At 70.0% G+C, this 18,551-nt stretch carries 16 protein-coding genes and 1 pseudogene; 6 read left to right on the top strand and 11 right to left on the bottom strand.

Going from position 1 to position 18,551, the window contains the following annotated elements:
- The first annotated feature begins 83 nt into the window (after nucleotides 1-83).
- Nucleotides 84-1,307 carry a serpin family protein gene (locus tag NAM01S_RS05415; RefSeq protein ID WP_067780244.1) on the top strand — a complete coding sequence of 408 codons (1,224 nt, stop codon included), beginning with the start codon at nucleotides 84-86 and terminating at the stop codon, nucleotides 1,305-1,307.
- A 109-nt stretch (nucleotides 1,308-1,416) separates the two neighbouring features.
- On the opposite strand, the gene NAM01S_RS05410 is transcribed toward NAM01S_RS05415, so the two are convergent.
- Together NAM01S_RS05410 and NAM01S_RS05405 are read right to left on the bottom strand one after the other, a co-directional pair.
- Nucleotides 1,417-2,649, bottom strand: a complete 1,233-nt coding sequence (locus NAM01S_RS05410; RefSeq protein ID WP_067780241.1) for an FAD-dependent oxidoreductase — start codon at nucleotides 2,647-2,649, stop codon at nucleotides 1,417-1,419.
- 59 nt (nucleotides 2,650-2,708) lie between these two features.
- Nucleotides 2,709-3,245, bottom strand: coding sequence for a DUF4334 domain-containing protein (locus NAM01S_RS05405; protein WP_067780258.1), 537 nt, complete (start codon nucleotides 3,243-3,245; stop codon nucleotides 2,709-2,711).
- Between the two features lie 400 nt (nucleotides 3,246-3,645).
- Between NAM01S_RS05405 and NAM01S_RS05400 the strand changes: the two genes are divergently transcribed.
- Nucleotides 3,646-4,209 carry a hypothetical protein gene (locus NAM01S_RS05400; RefSeq protein ID WP_067780238.1) on the top strand — a complete coding sequence of 188 codons (564 nt, stop codon included), beginning with the start codon at nucleotides 3,646-3,648 and terminating at the stop codon, nucleotides 4,207-4,209.
- Nucleotides 4,210-4,482: 273 nt separating this feature from the next.
- Here the strand turns inward: NAM01S_RS05400 and NAM01S_RS05395 are convergent, their stop codons facing one another.
- The 4 genes from NAM01S_RS05395 to NAM01S_RS05380 all read right to left on the bottom strand — a co-directional run bounded on the left by NAM01S_RS05395 (nucleotide 4,483) and on the right by NAM01S_RS05380 (nucleotide 7,077).
- On the bottom strand, nucleotides 4,483-4,746 hold the full coding sequence (locus NAM01S_RS05395) for a YciI family protein (protein WP_067780236.1): 264 nt from the start codon (nucleotides 4,744-4,746) through the stop codon (nucleotides 4,483-4,485).
- A complete protein-coding gene (gene nusB / locus NAM01S_RS05390; RefSeq protein ID WP_067780255.1) occupies nucleotides 4,743-5,252 on the bottom strand; it encodes a transcription antitermination factor NusB in 510 nt (169 codons plus the stop codon). The genes NAM01S_RS05395 and nusB overlap by 4 nt, the downstream gene beginning before the upstream one ends.
- A gap of 99 nt (nucleotides 5,253-5,351) precedes the next feature.
- Nucleotides 5,352-5,915, bottom strand: a complete 564-nt coding sequence (efp, locus tag NAM01S_RS05385; protein ID WP_067780233.1) for an elongation factor P — start codon at nucleotides 5,913-5,915, stop codon at nucleotides 5,352-5,354.
- Between the two features lie 34 nt (nucleotides 5,916-5,949).
- Nucleotides 5,950-7,077, bottom strand: coding sequence for a M24 family metallopeptidase (locus tag NAM01S_RS05380; RefSeq protein WP_067780231.1), 1,128 nt, complete (start codon nucleotides 7,075-7,077; stop codon nucleotides 5,950-5,952).
- A gap of 299 nt (nucleotides 7,078-7,376) precedes the next feature.
- Between NAM01S_RS05380 and NAM01S_RS05375 the strand changes: the two genes are divergently transcribed.
- From NAM01S_RS05375 to aroB, 4 genes and pseudogenes are all read left to right on the top strand, one after another.
- Nucleotides 7,377-7,829, top strand: coding sequence for a prepilin peptidase (locus NAM01S_RS05375; RefSeq protein ID WP_067780252.1), 453 nt, complete (start codon nucleotides 7,377-7,379; stop codon nucleotides 7,827-7,829).
- A 377-nt stretch (nucleotides 7,830-8,206) separates the two neighbouring features.
- Nucleotides 8,207-9,415 carry a chorismate synthase gene (aroC, locus tag NAM01S_RS05370; RefSeq protein WP_067780249.1) on the top strand — a complete coding sequence of 403 codons (1,209 nt, stop codon included), beginning with the start codon at nucleotides 8,207-8,209 and terminating at the stop codon, nucleotides 9,413-9,415.
- Nucleotides 9,412-9,930, top strand: a pseudogene (locus NAM01S_RS35625) (shikimate kinase); the annotation flags it as partial. The gene aroC and the pseudogene NAM01S_RS35625, both read left to right, overlap by 4 nt.
- Nucleotides 9,931-11,054: 1,124 nt before the next feature.
- Nucleotides 11,055-12,176 carry a 3-dehydroquinate synthase gene (aroB, locus tag NAM01S_RS05360; RefSeq protein ID WP_067780228.1) on the top strand — a complete coding sequence of 374 codons (1,122 nt, stop codon included), beginning with the start codon at nucleotides 11,055-11,057 and terminating at the stop codon, nucleotides 12,174-12,176.
- A 122-nt stretch (nucleotides 12,177-12,298) separates the two neighbouring features.
- Here the strand turns inward: aroB and NAM01S_RS05355 are convergent, their stop codons facing one another.
- The 5 genes from NAM01S_RS05355 to alaS form a co-directional block, all read right to left on the bottom strand.
- Complete coding sequence (locus NAM01S_RS05355) at nucleotides 12,299-12,769, bottom strand: B-4DMT family transporter (RefSeq protein WP_067780226.1); 471 nt, start codon at nucleotides 12,767-12,769, stop codon at nucleotides 12,299-12,301.
- Between the two features lie 135 nt (nucleotides 12,770-12,904).
- Nucleotides 12,905-13,720, bottom strand: a complete 816-nt coding sequence (locus NAM01S_RS05350; protein WP_067780223.1) for a shikimate dehydrogenase — start codon at nucleotides 13,718-13,720, stop codon at nucleotides 12,905-12,907.
- The gene (locus NAM01S_RS05345; protein WP_067780220.1) at nucleotides 13,710-15,248 is read right to left on the bottom strand and encodes an endolytic transglycosylase MltG; all 1,539 of its coding nucleotides are present in this window, start codon (nucleotides 15,246-15,248) and stop codon (nucleotides 13,710-13,712) included. Before NAM01S_RS05345 ends, NAM01S_RS05350 begins: the two co-directional genes overlap by 11 nt.
- Complete coding sequence (gene ruvX, locus NAM01S_RS05340; protein WP_067780217.1) at nucleotides 15,245-15,817, bottom strand: Holliday junction resolvase RuvX; 573 nt, start codon at nucleotides 15,815-15,817, stop codon at nucleotides 15,245-15,247. The genes NAM01S_RS05345 and ruvX overlap by 4 nt, the downstream gene beginning before the upstream one ends.
- Nucleotides 15,817-18,483, bottom strand: coding sequence for an alanine--tRNA ligase (gene alaS, locus NAM01S_RS05335; RefSeq protein ID WP_067780215.1), 2,667 nt, complete (start codon nucleotides 18,481-18,483; stop codon nucleotides 15,817-15,819). The genes ruvX and alaS overlap by 1 nt, the downstream gene beginning before the upstream one ends.
- Nucleotides 18,484-18,551 lie beyond the last annotated feature (68 nt).

Genomic DNA, 18,551 nt, shown 5'->3' with positions numbered 1-18,551 from the left:
AGCGGGCAGCGGGCAGCGGGCAGCGGGCAGCGGGCGAGGTTAGCTTCGTCGGCGGTGGCGGCAATGGCGGCTATGTTGGCTTGATGGGGAGCGCAATCGACACGCAGGTGGCGGCCGTCAACGAGTTGACCGCGCGGTGGGCCGCTGTCGCGGGTGATAGGGATTTCGTTGTGTCCGGCGCGGGGATCTGGCCGCTGCTCGCTCTGCTCGCCGCCGCCGCGGAGGACCCGGCTCGCGCGGAATTGGAAGCCGCGGTCGGGCTGCCCGCCGAACGAGCCCAGGATGCCGCGCTGGAGGTGCTGCGGATCATGGCCGAAGCCGAGGACCTCTCCGCCGTGCTCGGCGCGTGGTTCGCCGAAGGGCTTCCGCTGCACCGCACTTGGACCGACAGCCTGCCGCCGAACACCATCGGACGGCTGACCAGCCAGGAGGCCCTGGACTCCTGGGCCGCACGTGGGACTGGCGGCTTGATCGACAAGTTCCCGCTACGGATCGAACCCGACACCATGCTGGTGCTCGCCACCGCCTTGGTCGCCAAAACCGAATGGTGCGAGCACTTCGCCGACGCCATGCTTCGCCCCGAGACCGGGCCGTGGCGTGGAATCGCCGGGCGCGGGCTGACGCGCACAACCGGGGACCTGTCGCAGGTCGCACTGCTGGACGGCCCGGACCTCGTGACCCGGGTAGTCGTCACCGGAACCGGCGATCTCGACGTTCACCTACTGCTCGGCGCGGAATCGAATGGCGGGGAGTCGCCGGACACCGAGTCGCCGCGCAAAGGCTCGCCGGGCGCAGTCCTCACCACCGGCCTCGCCGCCCTCACCGGAGACGTGCCCGTCCGCAACCACCTGCCATCCGGAACCACCGGCCCTGGGCTGCGCGTGACCCAGCACCGCGCACCCCGGCCCGGTGACCGTCTCGATATCCGCCTGCCGCCCTTCGAGATCCGCTCGTCGCACGATCTGTGCGCGACGCCCGAACTCTTCGGCCTCATCGCCGCCATGCGGACAGACCGAAACCACTTCCCCGCGATCTCGCCGGAGCCGCTGGCGCTCGCTCAGGGTGTGCAGGATGTGCTGGCGCGTTTCACCCGCGAGGGGTTCGAGGCCGCCGCGGTCACCAGCTTCGCGGTGCGCGCGGTAAGCATGCCGCTCTCGGCCGAGCACCTGATCACCCAGGTCGAGGTCGCCTTCGACCGGCCGTTCGGATTCCTCGCCGTCCACCGCGCGACCGGACTCGCGGTGGTCGCGGGCTGGGTCGCCGAGTTGCCCGCTCGCACCGACGCCCCGGACCTTCTCCACGACTGACCGCCGCGGCATCGACTTCTCGAACTAGCCACCGCAGGATCGCTGCCTACGATCGCATTCGACGACGGGTCGCCCCGTGGCTCGACCGCGCCCCAGGCAGCGCGACAACTCAGTTCGCCCGTCGCGCGAAATCCGGTGCGTGCTCGGGCAATACACCCCGAGCGATTAGAAACGGCGGAACACTTCGCACCACCGGGATGCGCCGCAGCACCCTGATCGGCCACGGCGCGTTGTCCGCGCGGCTGAGATCCACCTGTCCGCTCAGCGCGGGTCGGATGACAGCGGCGTGCAACAACCGCTGGATGCCCTGGGTGACAACGGTCGGGAACCAGCGCCGCCGCTGCACCCTGGCCAGCTCCGCGACGCCGACGCGCCCCGAAAGCAGCGGCGCGGCAAGGATTCTCGCCGCAGCCACCGCGTCCTGCACGGCGAGGTTGATGCCGACCCCACCGGCCGGGGACATGGCGTGCGCGGCGTCGCCGAGGCAGAGCAGCCCGTCGGTGTACCAGCGTTCGAGGCGGTCGAGTTGCACGTCGAGCAGCTTGACCTCGTCCCAGTCGCGCAGCGTGTCGACCCGGTCGGTCAACCACGGTGCGGCCGCGGCCATCTCGCGCGTGATCGCACCGACGGGCCCGCGCCTTGCCGCGGCGTCGCTGCCCTTGGCGATGAGCGTGGCGCACTGCCAGTAATCACCGCGATCGAGCATGATGGCGGCGCGGCGCGCGGTGACGATCGGAATCGAGCCCGCGGGATCGATCCCCGTGCGCGGCAGGCGAAACCACCACACGTCCATCGGCGTCGCCCACCGCCGCGACCGCAGCCCGGCGGACGCCCGCAGCACCGAACCGCGCCCATCACAGGCGACGGTCAGCGCGGCCTCGATCGCACCGGTGCCACCATCGGCGGTCCGGTATTTCACCCCTGCGACCCGGCCTTCGGCGAAGATCAGGCCGGTGGCTTCGGTGTTCATCCGCAGCCGGAACGTCGGCTCGCGGTCGGCGGCGCGGGCCAGCAGGTCGAGCAGATCCCACTGCGGCACCATGGCGATGTATTTGTGTTTGCCCGGAAGGTTTTTCAGCGACGCCAAGGTTTGCAGCGAGCCGCCGACGGGGAGCAGGATCGAGTCCAATCGCCGCGCGGGCAGCTTTGCGAACTCCTCGCCGAGGCCGAGTTCGTCGAGCAGGTCCAGGGTGGTGGGGTGCACGGTGTCGCCGCGAAAATCACGCAGGAAGTCGCCGTGCTTCTCCAATACCGTGACCTCGACGCCCGCGCGAGCCAGCAACAGGCCGAGCACCATGCCGGCGGGCCCACCACCCACCACCAGACAGGTCGTACGTTCCATCGACGGTCTCCCCTCGCACGGCGATCAACCCTCGGTCCGATGGTAGGCCGGGCGGCGGCTCACCGACGCAGGACGAAGAAGTACGGCTCGGTCATGCCACGCAGATCCATCACCCCGAACAGCGTGTGCGCGTCGACGCGGCGGAAATGGTCGATGATCGGCAGGTGGTCGTAGACCATCGCCGCGCTCACCTCGCCCCGGTATTCGATGTCGCGCAGCCGCGCGGTGGGCTTGCGGGCGCGCAGCGCGGGACCGAGCACCGGCAGCGTCGAGCGCAGCATCCGCACGCCGGACAGCGGCACCTTGCCCGCCAAGCTCAGCGGCACGCGGCGCGGATCGACGGGGAACACCGTCCCCGCGGGGTCGGCGAAGAGCAGCGGATGCACGGCGTCGGGTCCGTCGAATTGCTTGCCGTACCAACCCGAGGCGACGAGCATGCCGTCGAACGGATGTCCGGTGTCGAGTTCCTCGCCGCGCCAGCGTCCGGTCGTCACCTCGCCGACCCGCACGCCCGGTAGCCGATCGAACAGCGCCCACGCTTGCTCGGCTGTGCACCCTCCGGTCTGCAATGCGGCCAGTTCGGCGGCTCCTGTCACAGGCGTTTCGGCGACCATTCCACACTCCTCATCGCAACGTTGCAAGAAGGAGTCTAATGATCTCTCATCGTCGCAACCCGGGCGGCCTCCCGCACGGGACCGCTACGAGCCCTGACCCGCGACGCAGGCCGTGCCACGTTTCCCGAGGGGGTCGAGGAGAACGCCGCAGCCTTCCGCTAACGTCGGCTCCCGGCCCTTCGATATCCGCGCGGCTCAACACGATCCAGCACAACAGCGGCGACCACAGCTGGAAAGTTCTGTGCCCCAACCGCTGCCACCGGATATATGCCAGGCTGAGGCCATGTCGCACCCAGACTCCGGTTCCTCGGAAGCGCCCAGCCCGCCGTCGGCTCAGCGCAGTTCGATGTCGCCCGAGCGACGGCAGGAGCTACGGCGGCGCATGCGCATTCGGAAGAAAGGCATGCGAGTTGCCGGGCCGCTGGGGATCGCACTCCTCGTCGGCGTGTTCGTCGCGATGGCGGGAGGGCTGATCTATGGCGTGATCATCGCTGCCCGCGATACCGACCCTAGCCCGCTGCGAGCCGGTGAATGCGGCTTCGTGACCGATCAGCCCGGTTCTGGACACGATCCCTGGACGCTCCTCCCCTGTACCGATCCGGCAGCGACGCTCGTCATCGTGCGCGCGGCCTCCGTCGACAAGTGCCCAGAGGGCACCATGACGAGGTTCCTACCCAGGGGGCGAACGGCGACCAAGACCAAAAGTCTGTGCCTGCAGATGAATGCCGCCGTCGGCGACTGTTTCACCGGGATCGATCATTGGCTCGACGAAGAAAAGGTCGGCAAGGTCGCCTGCACCACTCCCGGTGCGTTCCAAGTGAATACGGTCAGCAACGCGGTCGATCACCGCGTCTGCGCACCGCAGCGACAACTGCACAAGGAGACCGACGAAATCGTCTACCAGAACCCGAGCAAAAGCATCTGCCTGCACCGCGTGGGCACCTGAAGCCGCGGCCGCATACGCATGGTGAGTGCGCGGAACGGTTCACGCAGAGGGCGAATTCACCGGTCGCGGAAGCGCGGTCGACCATGACGCGCACCACAGCGCCTTGACCTCGAGCGCACTCGAGGTATGAGGATCGCTGACGTGCCCGGCGCCGGAAATCCGGTCGGTACCGGCGGCGGGCGCCACCCCCGACCCGGGACACCGCAGACGTCCCGGTGGGCTCCCGCCGGGCCAAGTACACCCACCGGCGGGAGCCGGATCGGGCGGTGCGGCTCAGGCGGAGACGGTGATCTCCCACTCGTACACGGTCAGTTCCGAGGCGCCGGTGGTGTGCACGGGGTCGGCGAAGGCGATCTCGCGCGCCGCCGCGAGGCTCTCGGCGCGGATCACATAGGCGCCACCGGTGCCGTCGGTGAAGCGGCCACTCTCCACGAGCCTGCCGCGTTCCACCAATCCGTTCAGGAACTCCTTGTGCGGTTCGACGACCGCAGGGTCGAAGCGCGGCGTGCGCATCACCATGACCAGGTACTTGTTCACGCCTCGGGCTCCTGGCGCGGCGCACGGGTCGCGGCCGCCGCGGCGCGCACCTGCGGTGCGACGAGCACGACCTGACCGAGCACGCCGTTGATGAACGACGGCGAGTCGTCGGTCGAGAGTTCCTTCGCCAGCTCCACGGCCTCGTCGACGGCCACCACCGGCGGAACGTCGTTGGCGTGGAAGAGCTCCCACACGGCGATGCGCAGGATGGCGCGGTCCACCGCGGGCAGCCGGGACAGCGTCCAGTCCTGGAGGTAGGACTCGATCGTGCCGTCCACGCGGTCCAGGTCGTCGGCGACGCCTTCGACCAGGGTCCGGGTGTAGGCGTGCACGGGGGCGACGGTCTGGTCCTTCGCGGCCAGGTCGACGCGCTCGTCGAGCAGATCGGCGGCGTCGACGTCGCGGGCCTCCGCCTCGAACAGCAGGTCCACGGCGCGGCGCCGGGCCTTGTGCCGGGCGCCCAGCTTCTTGAACGTGGATTTCTTGTCTGCGGGCTGTTCCGCCACGATCACATCATCCCTGTCGTTCTGTGTCAGGGCGGCAGGAGCGCCCGCCACGGTGGGCCTGCCACCGGGTCGCGCGCTCCCGTCGCGAGCGACCGGTGATCAGGCGTTGACGCGGCCGAGGTAGCTGCCGTCGCGCGAGTCGATGCGCAGCTTGTCGCCGGTGTTGATGAACAGCGGCACCTGCACCTCGGCGCCGGTCTCCAGGGTGGCGGGCTTGGTGCCGCCGGTGGAGCGGTCGCCCTGCAGGCCGATATCGGTGTGCTGCACCACGAGTTCGATGGAGACGGGAAGCTCGACGAACAGCGGCTCGCCCTCGTGCACGGCCACCTGGACGGCCATGTTCTCCAGCAGGAAGCGGGCGCCGTCGCCGATGGTGGCCTCGGCGATCGAGATCTGGTCGTAGGTCTCGCCGTCCATGAAGATGTAGTCGGAGCCGTCGTGGTACAGGTAGGTCATGTCGCGACGGTCGACGGTCGCGGTCTCCACCTTGACACCCGCGTTGAAGGTCTTGTCGACGACCTTGCCGGACACGACGTTCTTCAGCTTGGTCCGCACGAAGGCGGGGCCCTTACCCGGCTTGACGTGCTGGAATTCGACGATCTGCTGGAGCTGACCGTCGATCTTCAGCACGAGGCCGTTCTTGAAGTCGCTGGTGTCCGCCACTGTCTTCGGATCTCCTGTTCGCAGGTAACCGGCGTCATTCGACGACGGTCAGGTCTTTGCTGGTGTGGGTGAGCAGCTCAGGGCCCCCTTCGCGCACCACGAGCGTGTCCTCGATTCGGACGCCGCCGCGGCCGGGAAAGTACACACCTGGTTCGACGGTCACCGCCACGCCGGATAGAAGTGTACCGGTTCCGTTTTTCATGATCCCCGGCGCTTCGTGGATGCGCAGGCCGACTCCGTGCCCGAGACCGTGCACGAACAGCTTGCCGTGACCCGCCGCCTCGATCACCGAGCGCGCCGCCGCGTCCACCTCGCCCGCCTGGGCCCCCGGTCGCAGCGCCTTGCGCCCTGCTCGCTGCGACTCCACGACCAGTGAATAGACCTCGCGCTGCCAGTCGGTCGGGCGGCCGAGCACGAAGGTGCGGGTCATGTCGGAGTGGTAACCGCCGACGACCGCACCGAAATCGATCTTGACGAAGTCGCCGGGGGCCAGCACGGCGTCGGTCGGGCGGTGGTGCGGTATCGCGGAATTGGCGCCGGCGGCCACGATGGTCTCGAAGGAGATGGCCTCGGCGCCGTGCTCGTACATGGCCCATTCGAGGTCGCGGGCGACCTGCCGCTCCGTGCGCCCCGGCCGCAGACCGCCGCGTTCGAGCAGCGTGGCAAGCCCGGCGTCGCCCGCCGCGCACGCTTTGCGCAGCTGTTCCACCTCGTAAGCGTCCTTGACCATGCGCAACTGCTCGACCAGGCCCGGCGTGGCCACCAGTTCCAGCCCGGTCTTCTGCTCGACGAAACCGTGGTGCTGGTCGACGGTCACCACGTGGCTCTCGAAGCCGACCCGGCCGAGCTGCCACTCCCCCGCCAGCTCGACGATCCGCCGCGCGGTGGCGCGGGCGATCTCGGCGCGCAGGTCGGGCGCCTGCTCGACGACCTGGCTGCGGTAGCGGCCGTCGGTCCCGATCACGGTGCGTTCCTCGTCGTTGCGCATGTCCCAGGAATGCACGAGCAGCGTGGCATTGGAGCCGGTGAAGCCGGTCAAGTACCTGATGTTCACCATGTCGGTGACCAGCAGCGCGTCGACCTCGTTCTCCACCAGCAGACTGCGCAGCGCACCGCGGCGCGCCGCGTAGTCGGGCCCACGGCCCGCGTGATCAGCAGACATGGGTCAAAGCTACCGCCGACACGCGGTGGTGCGGCAGTCCAACACCCGAACCGTCACCTGCGGTCGCCGGGCGGACGGCAGGTGAGCGGGACGAATCGGGCGCGGATGCGGAATGGGGACCGGCGGCGGATTCACCGATCACCCGGGGAATCCAGCGGAACTTCGCCGTTGTGTCCGCGTGGCCGCCCGTCTCGGCGTCCAGGCGATTCCGATCCATCGGGTGTTCACATGCGCTGCGGTTATGCACATTTCGCATCGAGCGCTTCGAAACGAGCCGGGAATCAACAAGGGTGGATCGCATGGCCTACATAGCATTCGCCGCGCTCACGGGATGGTGTGCGGCGCTGAGCCTCAACGATCTTCGGCAGCGCAGGCTGCCCAACACGCTCACCGGATGGGGCGCGCTCGCCATCTTCGGATACGCCCTGTTCACAACACAATTCACAGCCGCGGCGGTCGGGGCGGCGCTGCTCGCAGCGCCCTACGCGGTGGTGCACCTCGCCGCGCCCGCGTGCCTCGGCGCGGGAGACGTGAAGCTGGCGGTCGGACTCGGGGCCGCCGCGGCCCTCGGCGGTGCGCAGGCGTGGGTGTGGGCCGCGCTGGCGGCGCCGGTACTCACAGCGGGCGTCGGACTGGCGCTGCTGGTTCGCCATCGGATCGCGGCGAGCGCACGGGCGCGGCCGAACACGGTGGCGCACGGCCCCTCGATGTGTCTGGCGACACTCTTCGCCTTGGCGGTGCCGAGCGGGTGATGCCTCGCCGTCGCCAGTGGGCGCCGAGTGGTAGCGCTGCCGGATGGAATCGCCCACGTCGCCGCTGATCGCACCAACCCGAACCCAGCGGCCGCGCCTCGAACAGCCGACCGGGTCCCAAAGGCGCAGCGAGAGCTGCTGGCCTCGGATGAGGAGGCAGCACCGGAGCCGCTCGCGGCGCACCGAGACACGACCCCTTGCGAACCCCGAGGGACGTTCAGGCGCGAACAGCGGGCAGTCGACGGCGGTGTACGTCCGGCGGGTGAGTGGCGATAGCCAGTAAGAAGACTCGGGCACGGCTCGCGCCTGGCGACGTGCCAGCGATCACGGCGGACCGGATGCGGGTCGGACCGCCCCGACATGGAAGGATGGACAGCGTGCTGCGCTGGATAACTGCCGGAGAATCCCATGGTCCCGCCCTCGTCGCCATCCTCGACGGGATGGTCGCGGGTGTCGAAGTGACGTCCGAGGACATCTCCGCTCAGCTCGCGCGCCGCAGGCTCGGCTACGGGCGCGGCGCCCGGATGAAGTTCGAGGCCGACAAGGTGACCATGGTCGGCGGCGTGCGCCACGGGCGCACCATGGGCGGCCCGGTCGCCATCGAGGTGGCCAACTCCGAGTGGCCGAAGTGGACGACGGTCATGTCCGCCGATCCCGTCGATCCGGCCGAACTGGAAGACCTGGCCCGCAACGCCCCGCTGACCCGGCCCCGTCCGGGCCACGCCGACTACTCGGGCATGCTCAAGTACGGCTTCGACGACGCACGCAACGTGCTGGAGCGCGCGAGCGCCCGAGAGACGGCCGCACGCGTCGCGGCGGGAACCGTGGCGCGCAACTTCCTCCGCCAGGCCCTCGGTGTCGAGGTCGTCTCGCACGTCGTCTCGATCGGCGCCGCCGCCAACACCACCGGCGTGATTCCCACCGCCGCGGATCTGGACACGGTCGACGCGAGCCCGGTGCGCGCGTTCGACGCCGCCGCCGAGGCGGCGATGATCGCCGAGATCGAGGCGGCGAAGAAGGACGGGGACACCCTCGGCGGCGTCGTCGAGGTGGTCGTGGAGGGACTTCCGGTCGGCCTCGGCTCGTTCGTCAGCGGCGAGAACCGCCTCGACTCCCGGCTCGCGGCCGCGCTCATGGGCATCCAGGCGATCAAGGGCGTCGAGGTCGGCGACGGTTTCGAGACCGCGCGCAGGCGCGGCAGCCAGGCGCACGACGAGATGCGGCCCGGCCCCGACGGCGTGCTGCGCTCCACCAACCGCGCCGGCGGCCTCGAAGGCGGCATGACCAATGGTGAGCCGCTGCGGGTGCGCGCGGCGATGAAGCCTATCTCCACGGTGCCCCGTGCCCTGTCCACCGTCGACATGAGCACCGGCGAGGAGGCCGTGGCCATCCACCAGCGCTCCGACGTGTGCGCCGTGCCCGCCGCGGGCGTCGTCGCCGAGGCGATGGTGGCGCTGGTGGTCGCGCAGGCCGCCCTGGAGAAGTTCGGCGGCGATTCGCTGAACGAGACCGTTGAGAACATCACCAGCTACGTCAAGCGGATCGGTACCCGCCCGCACGTCCCGGCGGACAGTCGGCCGCAATGATCGTGCAGACCGACCCGCGCGCACCGCGCGTGGTGCTGGTCGGACCGCCGGGGGCGGGGAAATCGACGATCGGCCGCAAGCTCGCCAAGGAACTCGGCGTCGACCTGTACGACACCGACGCGGGCATCGAGCGCGAGACCGGCCGCACCATCCCCGAGATCTTCGCCGCCGATGGGGAACCGGAGTTCCGCCGGATCGAGGAGCGAGTGGTGCGGCGCGCCATCCTCGCCGAGCGCGGCGTGGTCTCGCTCGGCGGCGGTGCGGTGCTGTCCAAGGACACCAGGGCGCTGCTGCGCAACCGGACCGTGGTGTACCTGGAGATCAGTGTGGCCGAGGGCCTGCGGCGCACCGGGGCGAGCAATCAGCGTCCGCTGCTCAACGGCGACGACCCCGGCGCGAAGTACCGCGAGCTGATGCGCAAGCGCCGCCCGCTGTACCGCGAGGTCGCCACGGTGCGGGTGCGCACCGACGGGCGCAGCCCCGGCCGGGTGGTTCGAATGATCCTGGACAAACTGGGCATGGAACCCGCCGCGCCCAGCGCCGACCCCGAACCCGAAGCCACCGCGACCGGCCGCAGCGCTGGCCAGACGCCGGAAGGGCAGGGCAGCAGCCGCTCCCGTGCCCGTCGCCGGGCCAGAGCTCGTGCCGCCGCCCGCCGCGCGGCAGCTAAGAACGACGTCGCCGCGGCCAACCAGACTCTTGCGGCAAACGGCACGGCCGAGGAGAACAGCGCTGGGGGCCGAGAAAGCAGCACTGCGCACAAGATGAACAGTGCCGCCGCGAGCAGCGCCGAGGCCACGCGGATCACCGCGGCCGGCAAGGAAACCGGCGCTGCCACAACGAAACTCGGCGGAAGGACCGGACGCGTCGACGCCGCGACCAAGGGCTCCGACATCGCGGGCTCGGGCGCGGTAACCGAGGACTCGGCTGCGACGGCCCGGAACGCTCACGACACAACCGCGGAGAACGCGGGCGAAGGCGACAACGCGAATCCGGACATCGTGGGCGAAGGCCGCGGTGCGACCGGAGCCGCCGGTGTCCGAGACGAGGTAGGCAACGCCGAGCGGGCATCCGGCGCACAGTCCGATGCCTCGAGCGCGGGTAGCGCAGCCGAGGGCACGGCTTCCGGCAGGAGACGTCGTCCGCGCCGCAGGCGCCCGGCGGCCCGCACGTCCTCCGGCGAATCGCATCGCACCGAGTCCACCGCGCCACGCGCGGAGCCTTCGGCCAGGTCCTGGCTCCCCCGGCTCATCGCCTCCGGCGCCCGATCCGAGGACACCGGCGCGACGCCCGCCCCGGTACGCGCCCGCCGCCCCAGAGCGTGCCGCCCTGCGGGCGCACCGAATCCCGCCGGATCGCAAGCATCCGCCGTTTCCATTGCGGGACAAGTCGATTCGACGACTCCGGCACCGAAGAACGCGGAAGCCGCGACGGCCTCGGCCACTGGCGAGAACCAGAGCGCCCGCTCCCGGGCGCATCGCCGCGCCGGGGCCGGCGCACCCGCCGATCCCACCGCGCACACCGCGACGGCAGAATCGGCAACGAAGACCAGTTCCAGCGGTCGCGCCCGGCGCGCCCGCGCTCGCCGCGCCCGCGCGCGAGCACTCGAGCAATCGGCACGAACAGAATCGGAGCAGCAGTGACAGAGCCGAGTCGTATCCAAGTACGCACCGCAGACCCGTATCCGGTGATCATCGGTCGCGGCTTGCTCGGCGAACTCGTCGAGTCGGTCACGGGTGCCACCAAGGGCGTGCGCACGGTCGCGATCTTCCACCAGCCGCCGCTGGCCGAGACCGCCGAGGTGGTGCGCAAGGCGCTGGCCGAGACGGGCCTGGACGCGCACCGCGTCGAGATTCCGGACGCGGAGGCGGGCAAGGACCTCGCCGTCGCCGGTTTCTGCTGGGAGGTGCTCGGCCGCATCGGCCTGACCCGCAACGACGTCGTGGTCAGCCTGGGCGGCGGTGCCGCCACCGACCTGGCGGGCTTCGTCGCGGCCACCTGGATGCGCGGCGTCCAGGTCGTGCACGTGCCGACCACCCTGCTCGCCATGGTCGACGCCGCGGTCGGCGGCAAGACCGGCATCAACACCGAGGCGGGCAAGAACCTGGTCGGCTCCTTCCACGAGCCGTCGGCGGTGCTGGTCGATCTGGTGACGCTGGAGACCGTGCCGCGCAACGAGATCGTCGCGGGCATGGCCGAGATCATCAAGGCCGGTTTCATCGCCGACCCGGTGATCCTCGACCTGATCGAACGCGATCCGGAAGCTGCGCTCGATCCCACCGGCGACGTGCTGCCCGAGCTCGTGGCCCGCGCCATCCAGGTCAAGGCCGACGTGGTCGCCGCCGACCTCAAGGAATCCAGCCTGCGCGAGATCCTCAACTACGGCCACACGCTTGGCCACGCGATCGAGCGCAGGGAGCGCTACCGCTGGCGTCACGGCGCCGCGGTCTCCGTCGGCCTGGTCTTCGCCGCCGAGCTCGGCCGTCTCGCCGGACGCCTCGACGACGCCACCGCCGACCGGCACCGCGCCATCCTGTCCAGCGTCGGCCTGCCGACCAGCTACGACGCCGACGCGCTTCCGCAGCTGCTGGACGCCATGCAGACCGACAAGAAGACCCGCTCCGGCGTGCTGCGCTTCGTCGTCCTCGACGGCTTGGCCAAGCCCGGTCGCCTGGAAGGCCCAGATCCCAGCCTGCTGGCCGCGGCGTACTCCGCCATCGCACGGGAGCAGAGCCCCAGCGGCGGCGCGATCCTGCTGTAGCGGGACGTAAACAGCAGCGCCCCAACCGAATCGGCTGGGGCGCTGTTCGCTGCGCGAAGCATCCGACCGAGAGGACAACAGCGCCAGACCCGTTGGGTGCGGCGCTGTTTTTCGTTCCGGAGTCAGGCGCCCGCGGCGGCGGGCTGGGTGAGCGACGGGTTGCCCCTGTCGGCCCGCCGTCCCGCGAGCATCCGGCCGATGCCGACGCCGATCAGTCCGGGGATGAAGATCAACAGGATGATGAACGACGCGCCCGCCGTCAGTTCGAACAGCAGACCGTTGTCGCCGAGGTCGAAGCGCGGCAGGAAGTCCAGCAGCCAGGAAACCGCGCCGCTGCCGAGCCCGCCTGCCACGGCCGCCTTCAGCCACCGGATGGTCAGATCCGAGCCGCGTTCCGGGTCAGGATGCGCCACGCGGTCCTTGCGTCCGTCCAGCATGCCCCACCCCACGATGACGACAAGCAGCACGAGCAGGCACAGCATCCGCATCCACGCGCCTTGCGTCGGCCACTGCACCATCGCGAACCCGAGCACGGTGCGCAGCGCGACGACCAGTGCACCGAGCAGGACAGCTCGCACTACCCAAGCAATCATGCAGAACACCTTAACGCGCAGGCCCCGGGAACATAACTAGAACCCGTGTCAGAAATTTTCGGGCCGCCGAATCAACCGACTGCATGTCACCGTCACCCTGTCCGGGAGGGTGGCGGTGACATTCGGTCGGGGATGTCAGGCGTCCACCGCGGCCGCCATCGCGGCGCGCGGCGCTGGGCGACCGGTGAACTGCTCGACCTGCCCGTAGGCCTGGTTCAGCAGCATCTGCAACCCGCTCACCACGGTGTGTCCGGCGCGTTCGACCGCAGTCGCCAAGGGGGTCGGCCAGGGGTTGTAGATGGCGTCGAGCACCACCGGCGCGACGGCCACCGCCTCGGCCACCAGGGCGCCCGCCTCGGCGGGGATCGTGCTGACCACCGCGCCCGCGCTCGCGCTCGCGCCGCGCACGGCGTCGATGTCGAAGGCGATCACGCTCGCCGCCATCCCGAGCGTGTCGGCCAGCTCCAGTGCGCCGCGGGCGCGTCCGGCGTCCCTGGCGACCACGGTGACCGACTTCGCGCCGAGTTCGGAGAGGGCGAGCAGCGCCGGGCGGGCCGTGCCGCCCGCGCCGAGCACCAGCCCCTCCGCGATCTCGGTGACGCCGCCGCCGCGCAGCGCGCCGAGCACGCCGTCCACGTCGGTGCAGTCGGCGCGCCAGCCCCCGGCCGTGCGCACCAGCGTGTTCGCCGAGCCGACGAGCACGGCCCGATCGGTGCGCTCGTCGGCGTAGGCCAGGGCGGCCTCCTTGCCGGGCATGGTCACCGAGAGGCCGATCCACTCCGGCCCGAGGCCGTCCACCAGTCCGGGCAGCTGTTCGGCCGTGCACTCGATGCGCTCGTAGGTCCAGTCCAGGCCGAGCGCCCGATACGCGGCCAAATGCAGCTGGGGCGAACGGGAATGCGCGATCGGTTTGCCGAGAACCGCCGCCTTGCGGGCAGTTTCACCGTCCACTGTCGAGAATCCCGCTCTGTTGCGCCTTTTCGATATTGCGCAGGTGTTCGGAGTAGCTCTCGGTGAACAGCGTGGTGCCCTTCTGGTCGATCGTCACGAAGTACAGCCAGTCGCCGGGTTCCGGATTCTCCATGGCGCGCAACGCGTTCAGCGACGGCGCGGAGATCGGGTTGGCGGGCAGGCCGGACATCGCGTAGGTGTTCCACGGGGTGCGGGTGGCCCGGTCCTCGTCGGTGGTGGCGACCTCGGTGCGGTCCAGCGAGTAGTTCACCGTCGAGTCGAATTGCAGCGGCTGCTCGACTTCCAGCCGGTTCACGATCACCCGCGCGACCTTGGGCATGTCCTGCGGCAGCGCTTCCCGCTCCACCAGCGATGCCGCGATCAGCGTCTCGTAGGGACTGAGCTTGTTCTTCGCGCTGGAGGTCAGCAGCCCGGTGGACTCGTAGCTCGCCGCGCTCGAGGTGATCAGCTGGCGCAGGATCTGCTGCGGGGTTCCGCTGGGGTCGAAATCCAATGTCCCCGCGGCGATCAGGCCTTCGAGCTGGCGCTTGCGGTCCGGCGCTTCACGCACCGACTGCTCCGCCCAGGACGGCACGCCGAGCCCGGCGAGGTCGCTACTGGAGCCGGCGGCGTCGAGCTGTTCGTAGGTCACGCACTTCTGCTGCGGGCCGGTGCCGATGCAGCTGGCGGCGGCGATCTTGGTGTAGATGCCCTCTTTGCGTGCGCCGGTGTTGACGTCGTGCTGGTCGTGCAGCTGGCGTCCTTCGGAGATGACCAGATTGCCGACCCGCGAGTTCTTGCCGAGCAGCGCGGCGACCGCCTCGGCGGCGGGGCTGCGGCTTGGGATCTGGTAGTACCCGGGCTGCACCGAGCTCATGTTCGAATTGCGCACGGCCGCTTCGAAGAACGCGCCGGTGCTCGCGACGACGCCCTTCTCGACCATGGTCTGCGCGATCTGCGACGAGGTGTCGCCGGGGTGCACCTGCACCACGACCAGCGGCCCCGCGGGCCCCGCGAAATCCTCCGGCGGTCCGAATTCGCCGACCAGCTTCTTGACCGCGAAGCCGCCCGCGCCGACCAGCAGCACCGCGAGCACGCCGCCGATCAGCCACATGTTGCGGCGCTTGCGCTTGCGCTCGGCCGCTTTGCGAGAAGCCACCCGGGAACGCTTGCCGCGCGAACCGCGCGACGGCCGTGGCTCCTTGTCCTTGGCGGCGGACTTGCGCGCCGACGATCGTGTCGTGCGCTTGGGCGGCTCCGGCGGTTCCGGCTCCTCGTAGTCCAGCTCGTCGTCGTAGCCGTCGTCCTCGTACAGCGGCTGGTCGTCGTAGAGCGGCTCGTCGTCGTCGGTGTAGCGGGGGATGACGGTCGTGTCGTCCTCGTAGTCGTCCCAGTCGTCGTGCGGCCCGGCCGACCGGCCGCCCCTATCTCGCCCGTCTCTCTCCCAGGCTCGGTCGTCCCGTCGGTAGCGCCGATCAGCCTCGCGCTGTCGGTACCGTTCCTCGGCCCGCGCCCATCGATCAGTCATGCATCGTCTCCGGACGACACGTCCCGCGTCGCTTCCTCGACCGACCTCAACACCGCACTCCGTTCGTCCAACCATCCTTGCAGGATCGACACGGCCGCCGCCTGATCGATCACCTGCCGCTGGCCACGCGCGCGAACTCCACTGTCCCGCAATGCACGTGCAGCTGACACCGTAGTCAAACGTTCGTCGGAAAGCCTGATCGGCACGGGAGCGATCTCTGACCGCAAACGTTCGGCGAACGCGATGGCCAGCCCGGCCGCGGTTCCCTTTTCCCCGCGCAATGTGCGCGGCAGACCGACAATAACCTCAACGGCCTCGTATTCCCGCACAATTTCGGCAATTCTGGCTATATCGGTTGCCGTACCCGCGCCGCGCGCGTTCTTCTTGGCGCGCGGCACGGTCTCCACGGGGGTCGCGAGAATGCCGTCCGGGTCGCTGGACGCGACGCCGATGCGGACACTTCCGACGTCGATGCCGAGCCGTCTGCCACGGCCCGGATCGGCCGCCGGGTCGGGCCGGTCCGCGGCGTGCGGCCGACCCGTCGAACGCGAACTCTCGGAGTCGCGCATCACTGGGCGATTTCGGCCACCCGGGCACGGACCGCGGCCAGACCCGCCGCGATACCGGAGGGATCGGAGCCGGCGCCCTGCGCCATCTCCGGCTTGCCGCCGCCGCGACCGGCGATGCTCGGCCCGAAGCTGCCGACCAGATCGCCCGCCTTCACGCCGAGTTCCTGCGCGGCCTTGTTCGCGGCGACGACGAACGGCACCTTGCCGTCGACATTGCCGAGCAGGACCACGACCGCGGGTTCGCTGCCGAAGCGGCCGCGGATGTCGGTGGCCAGGGTGCGCAGATCGCCCGCGGCGACGCCCTCCGGCGCGGCCGCGGCGACCAGCAGCAGACCGCCGAGGCGCTCGGCCTCGTCCACGAACTTGCTCGCCGAGGAGAGCACCGCGGCGATTTTGGTGCGCTCGAGCTCCTTCTCGGCGACCTTGAGCCGTTCCACCAGCTGCTCGACGCGGGCGGGCACCTCGTCCGAGGGCACCTTCAGCGAGGCGGCGACACCGGCGAGCAGCGCGCGCTCCTTGGCCAGGTATTTGTAGGAGTCCAGGCCGACGAACGCCTCGACGCGCCGCACGCCCGAACCGACCGACGACTCGCCGAGCAGCGTGATCGGGCCGATCTGCGAGGAGTGCTGCACGTGCGTTCCGCCGCACAGCTCCATCGAGAACGGGCCGCCGATCTCGACGACGCGGACCTCGTCGCCGTAGTTCTCGCCGAACAACGCGAGCGCGCCCATCTGCTTGGCCTTGGGCAGGTCGGTGACGAAGGTGTTGACCGGGAAGTCGGCGCCGACGGCGTCGTTGGACACCGCCTCGATATCGGCCTTCTGCTGCTCGGTCAGCTGGCCCTGCCAGTTGAAGTCGAAGCGCAGGTAGCCGGGCTTGTTCAGCGAGCCGGCCTGCACCGCGTTCGGGCCGAGCACCTGCCGCAGCGCGGCGTGCACCATGTGCGTGCCGGAGTGGCCCTGGGTCGCGCCGCTACGCCAGGCCGGATCGGCCTGGGCGAGCACCACGTCGCCCTCGGTGATCTGGCCCTGCTCGACGGTGGTCTTGTGCACCCACAGCTTCTTGGCGATCTTCTGCACGTCGTTGACGCGCAGCTTGAGACCCGCGGCCGTGATGCTGCCGCGGTCGGCGATCTGGCCGCCGGACTCCGCGTACAGCGGGCTGCGGTCCAGGATCACCTCGACGTTCTGCCCCGCGCTCGCGGCCGGGACCCGGACGCCGTCGGCGATCAGGGCGAGCACGTGCGCCTCGGAGGTGAGCTCGTCGAAGCCGGTGAACTCGGTGGCGCCGCGGTCGACCAGCTCCTTGTAGATGCTCAGGTCGGCGTGCGCGTGCTTGCGGGCGGCGGCGTCCTCCTTGGCGCGCTGCCGCTGCTCGGCCATGAGCGTGCGGAAGCCGTCCTCGTCCACGGAGAGCCCGGCCTCGGCGGCCATCTCCAGGGTGAGGTCGATCGGGAAGCCGTAGGTGTCGTGCAGGGTGAAGGCGTCCGATCCGGCGATCTTGGTGCCGCCCTTGGCCTTCACCGCGGCCGCGGTGTTGTCGAACAGCGTCGAGCCGGTGTTGAGCGTCTTGAGGAACGCCGTCTCCTCGCCGACCGCGACGGTCTCGATGCGGCCGAAATCGGTGCCGAGCTCGGGGTAGGACGGCGACATGAGGTCGCTGACGACCTTCATGAACTCGGCCATCACCGGCTTCTCGGCGCCGAGCAGGCGGGCCGAGCGCACGATGCGGCGCAGCAGGCGGCGCAGCACGTAGCCGCGGCCGTCGTTGCCGGGGTTGACGCCGTCGGAGATGAGCATGGCGGCGGTGCGGGCGTGATCGGCGATCACACGGAAGCGCACGTCGTCGGCGTGCTCGACACCGTAGGACCGGCCGGTCAGCTCCTCGGCCTTGTCGATGATCGGGCGCAGCAGGTCGGTCTCGTAGACGTTCTCCACGCCCTGCAACAGCATGGCGACCCGCTCGACGCCCATGCCGGTGTCGATGTTCTTCTTCGGCAGCGAGCCGACCGGCGGGTGGCCGAGCTTCGGGCTCAGCTCACCGCGCACGTCCTGCATGAAGACGAGGTTCCAGATCTCGAGGTAGCGGTCCTCGTCGGCGACCGGGCCGCCCTCCTTGCCGTAGGCAGGGCCGCGGTCGTAGTAGATCTCCGAGCACGGACCGCCGGGACCGGGTACGCCCATGTCCCAGTAGTTGTCCTTGCCGTCGCGGAACTGGATCCGCTCCTTCGGAATGCCCGCGACCCGGTGCCAGATCTCGGCGGCCTCCGGGTCGTCCTGGTAGGCGGTGACCCAGATGCGGTCGGTGTCGAAGCCGAAGCCGCCCTCCTCCTGGGACTTGCTGATCAGCTCCCAGGCGAGGGTGATGGCACCCTCCTTGAAGTAGTCGCCGAAGGAGAAGTTGCCCGCCATCTGGAAGAAGGTGTTGTGCCGGGTGGTGACGCCGACCTCTTCGATGTCGCCGGTGCGCACGCACTTCTGGACGCTGGTCGCCCGCGGGAAGGGCGGCGCCTCCTGGCCCAGGAAGTACGGCTTGAACTGGACCATGCCCGCGTTGACGAACAGCAGGTTGGGGTCGGCCAGGATCAGCGAGGCACTCGGCACCTCGGTGTGTCCGGCACGGACGAAATGGTCCAGGAAACGCCGTCGGATCTCGTGGGTCTGCACAGGTATCCAGCCTACCGGGGCGGCGCACCTGGTTTTTCATCGACCGGCCGCTACCGACCCGGCCCGCG

Origin of the sequence: Nocardia amikacinitolerans NBRC 108937 (assembly GCF_001612615.1) — a bacterium.
Classification (GTDB): domain Bacteria; phylum Actinomycetota; class Actinomycetes; order Mycobacteriales; family Mycobacteriaceae; genus Nocardia; species Nocardia amikacinitolerans.
The sequence above is the reverse complement of the archived record's forward strand: the minus strand, read 5'-3'. Positions and strand labels throughout refer to the sequence as shown.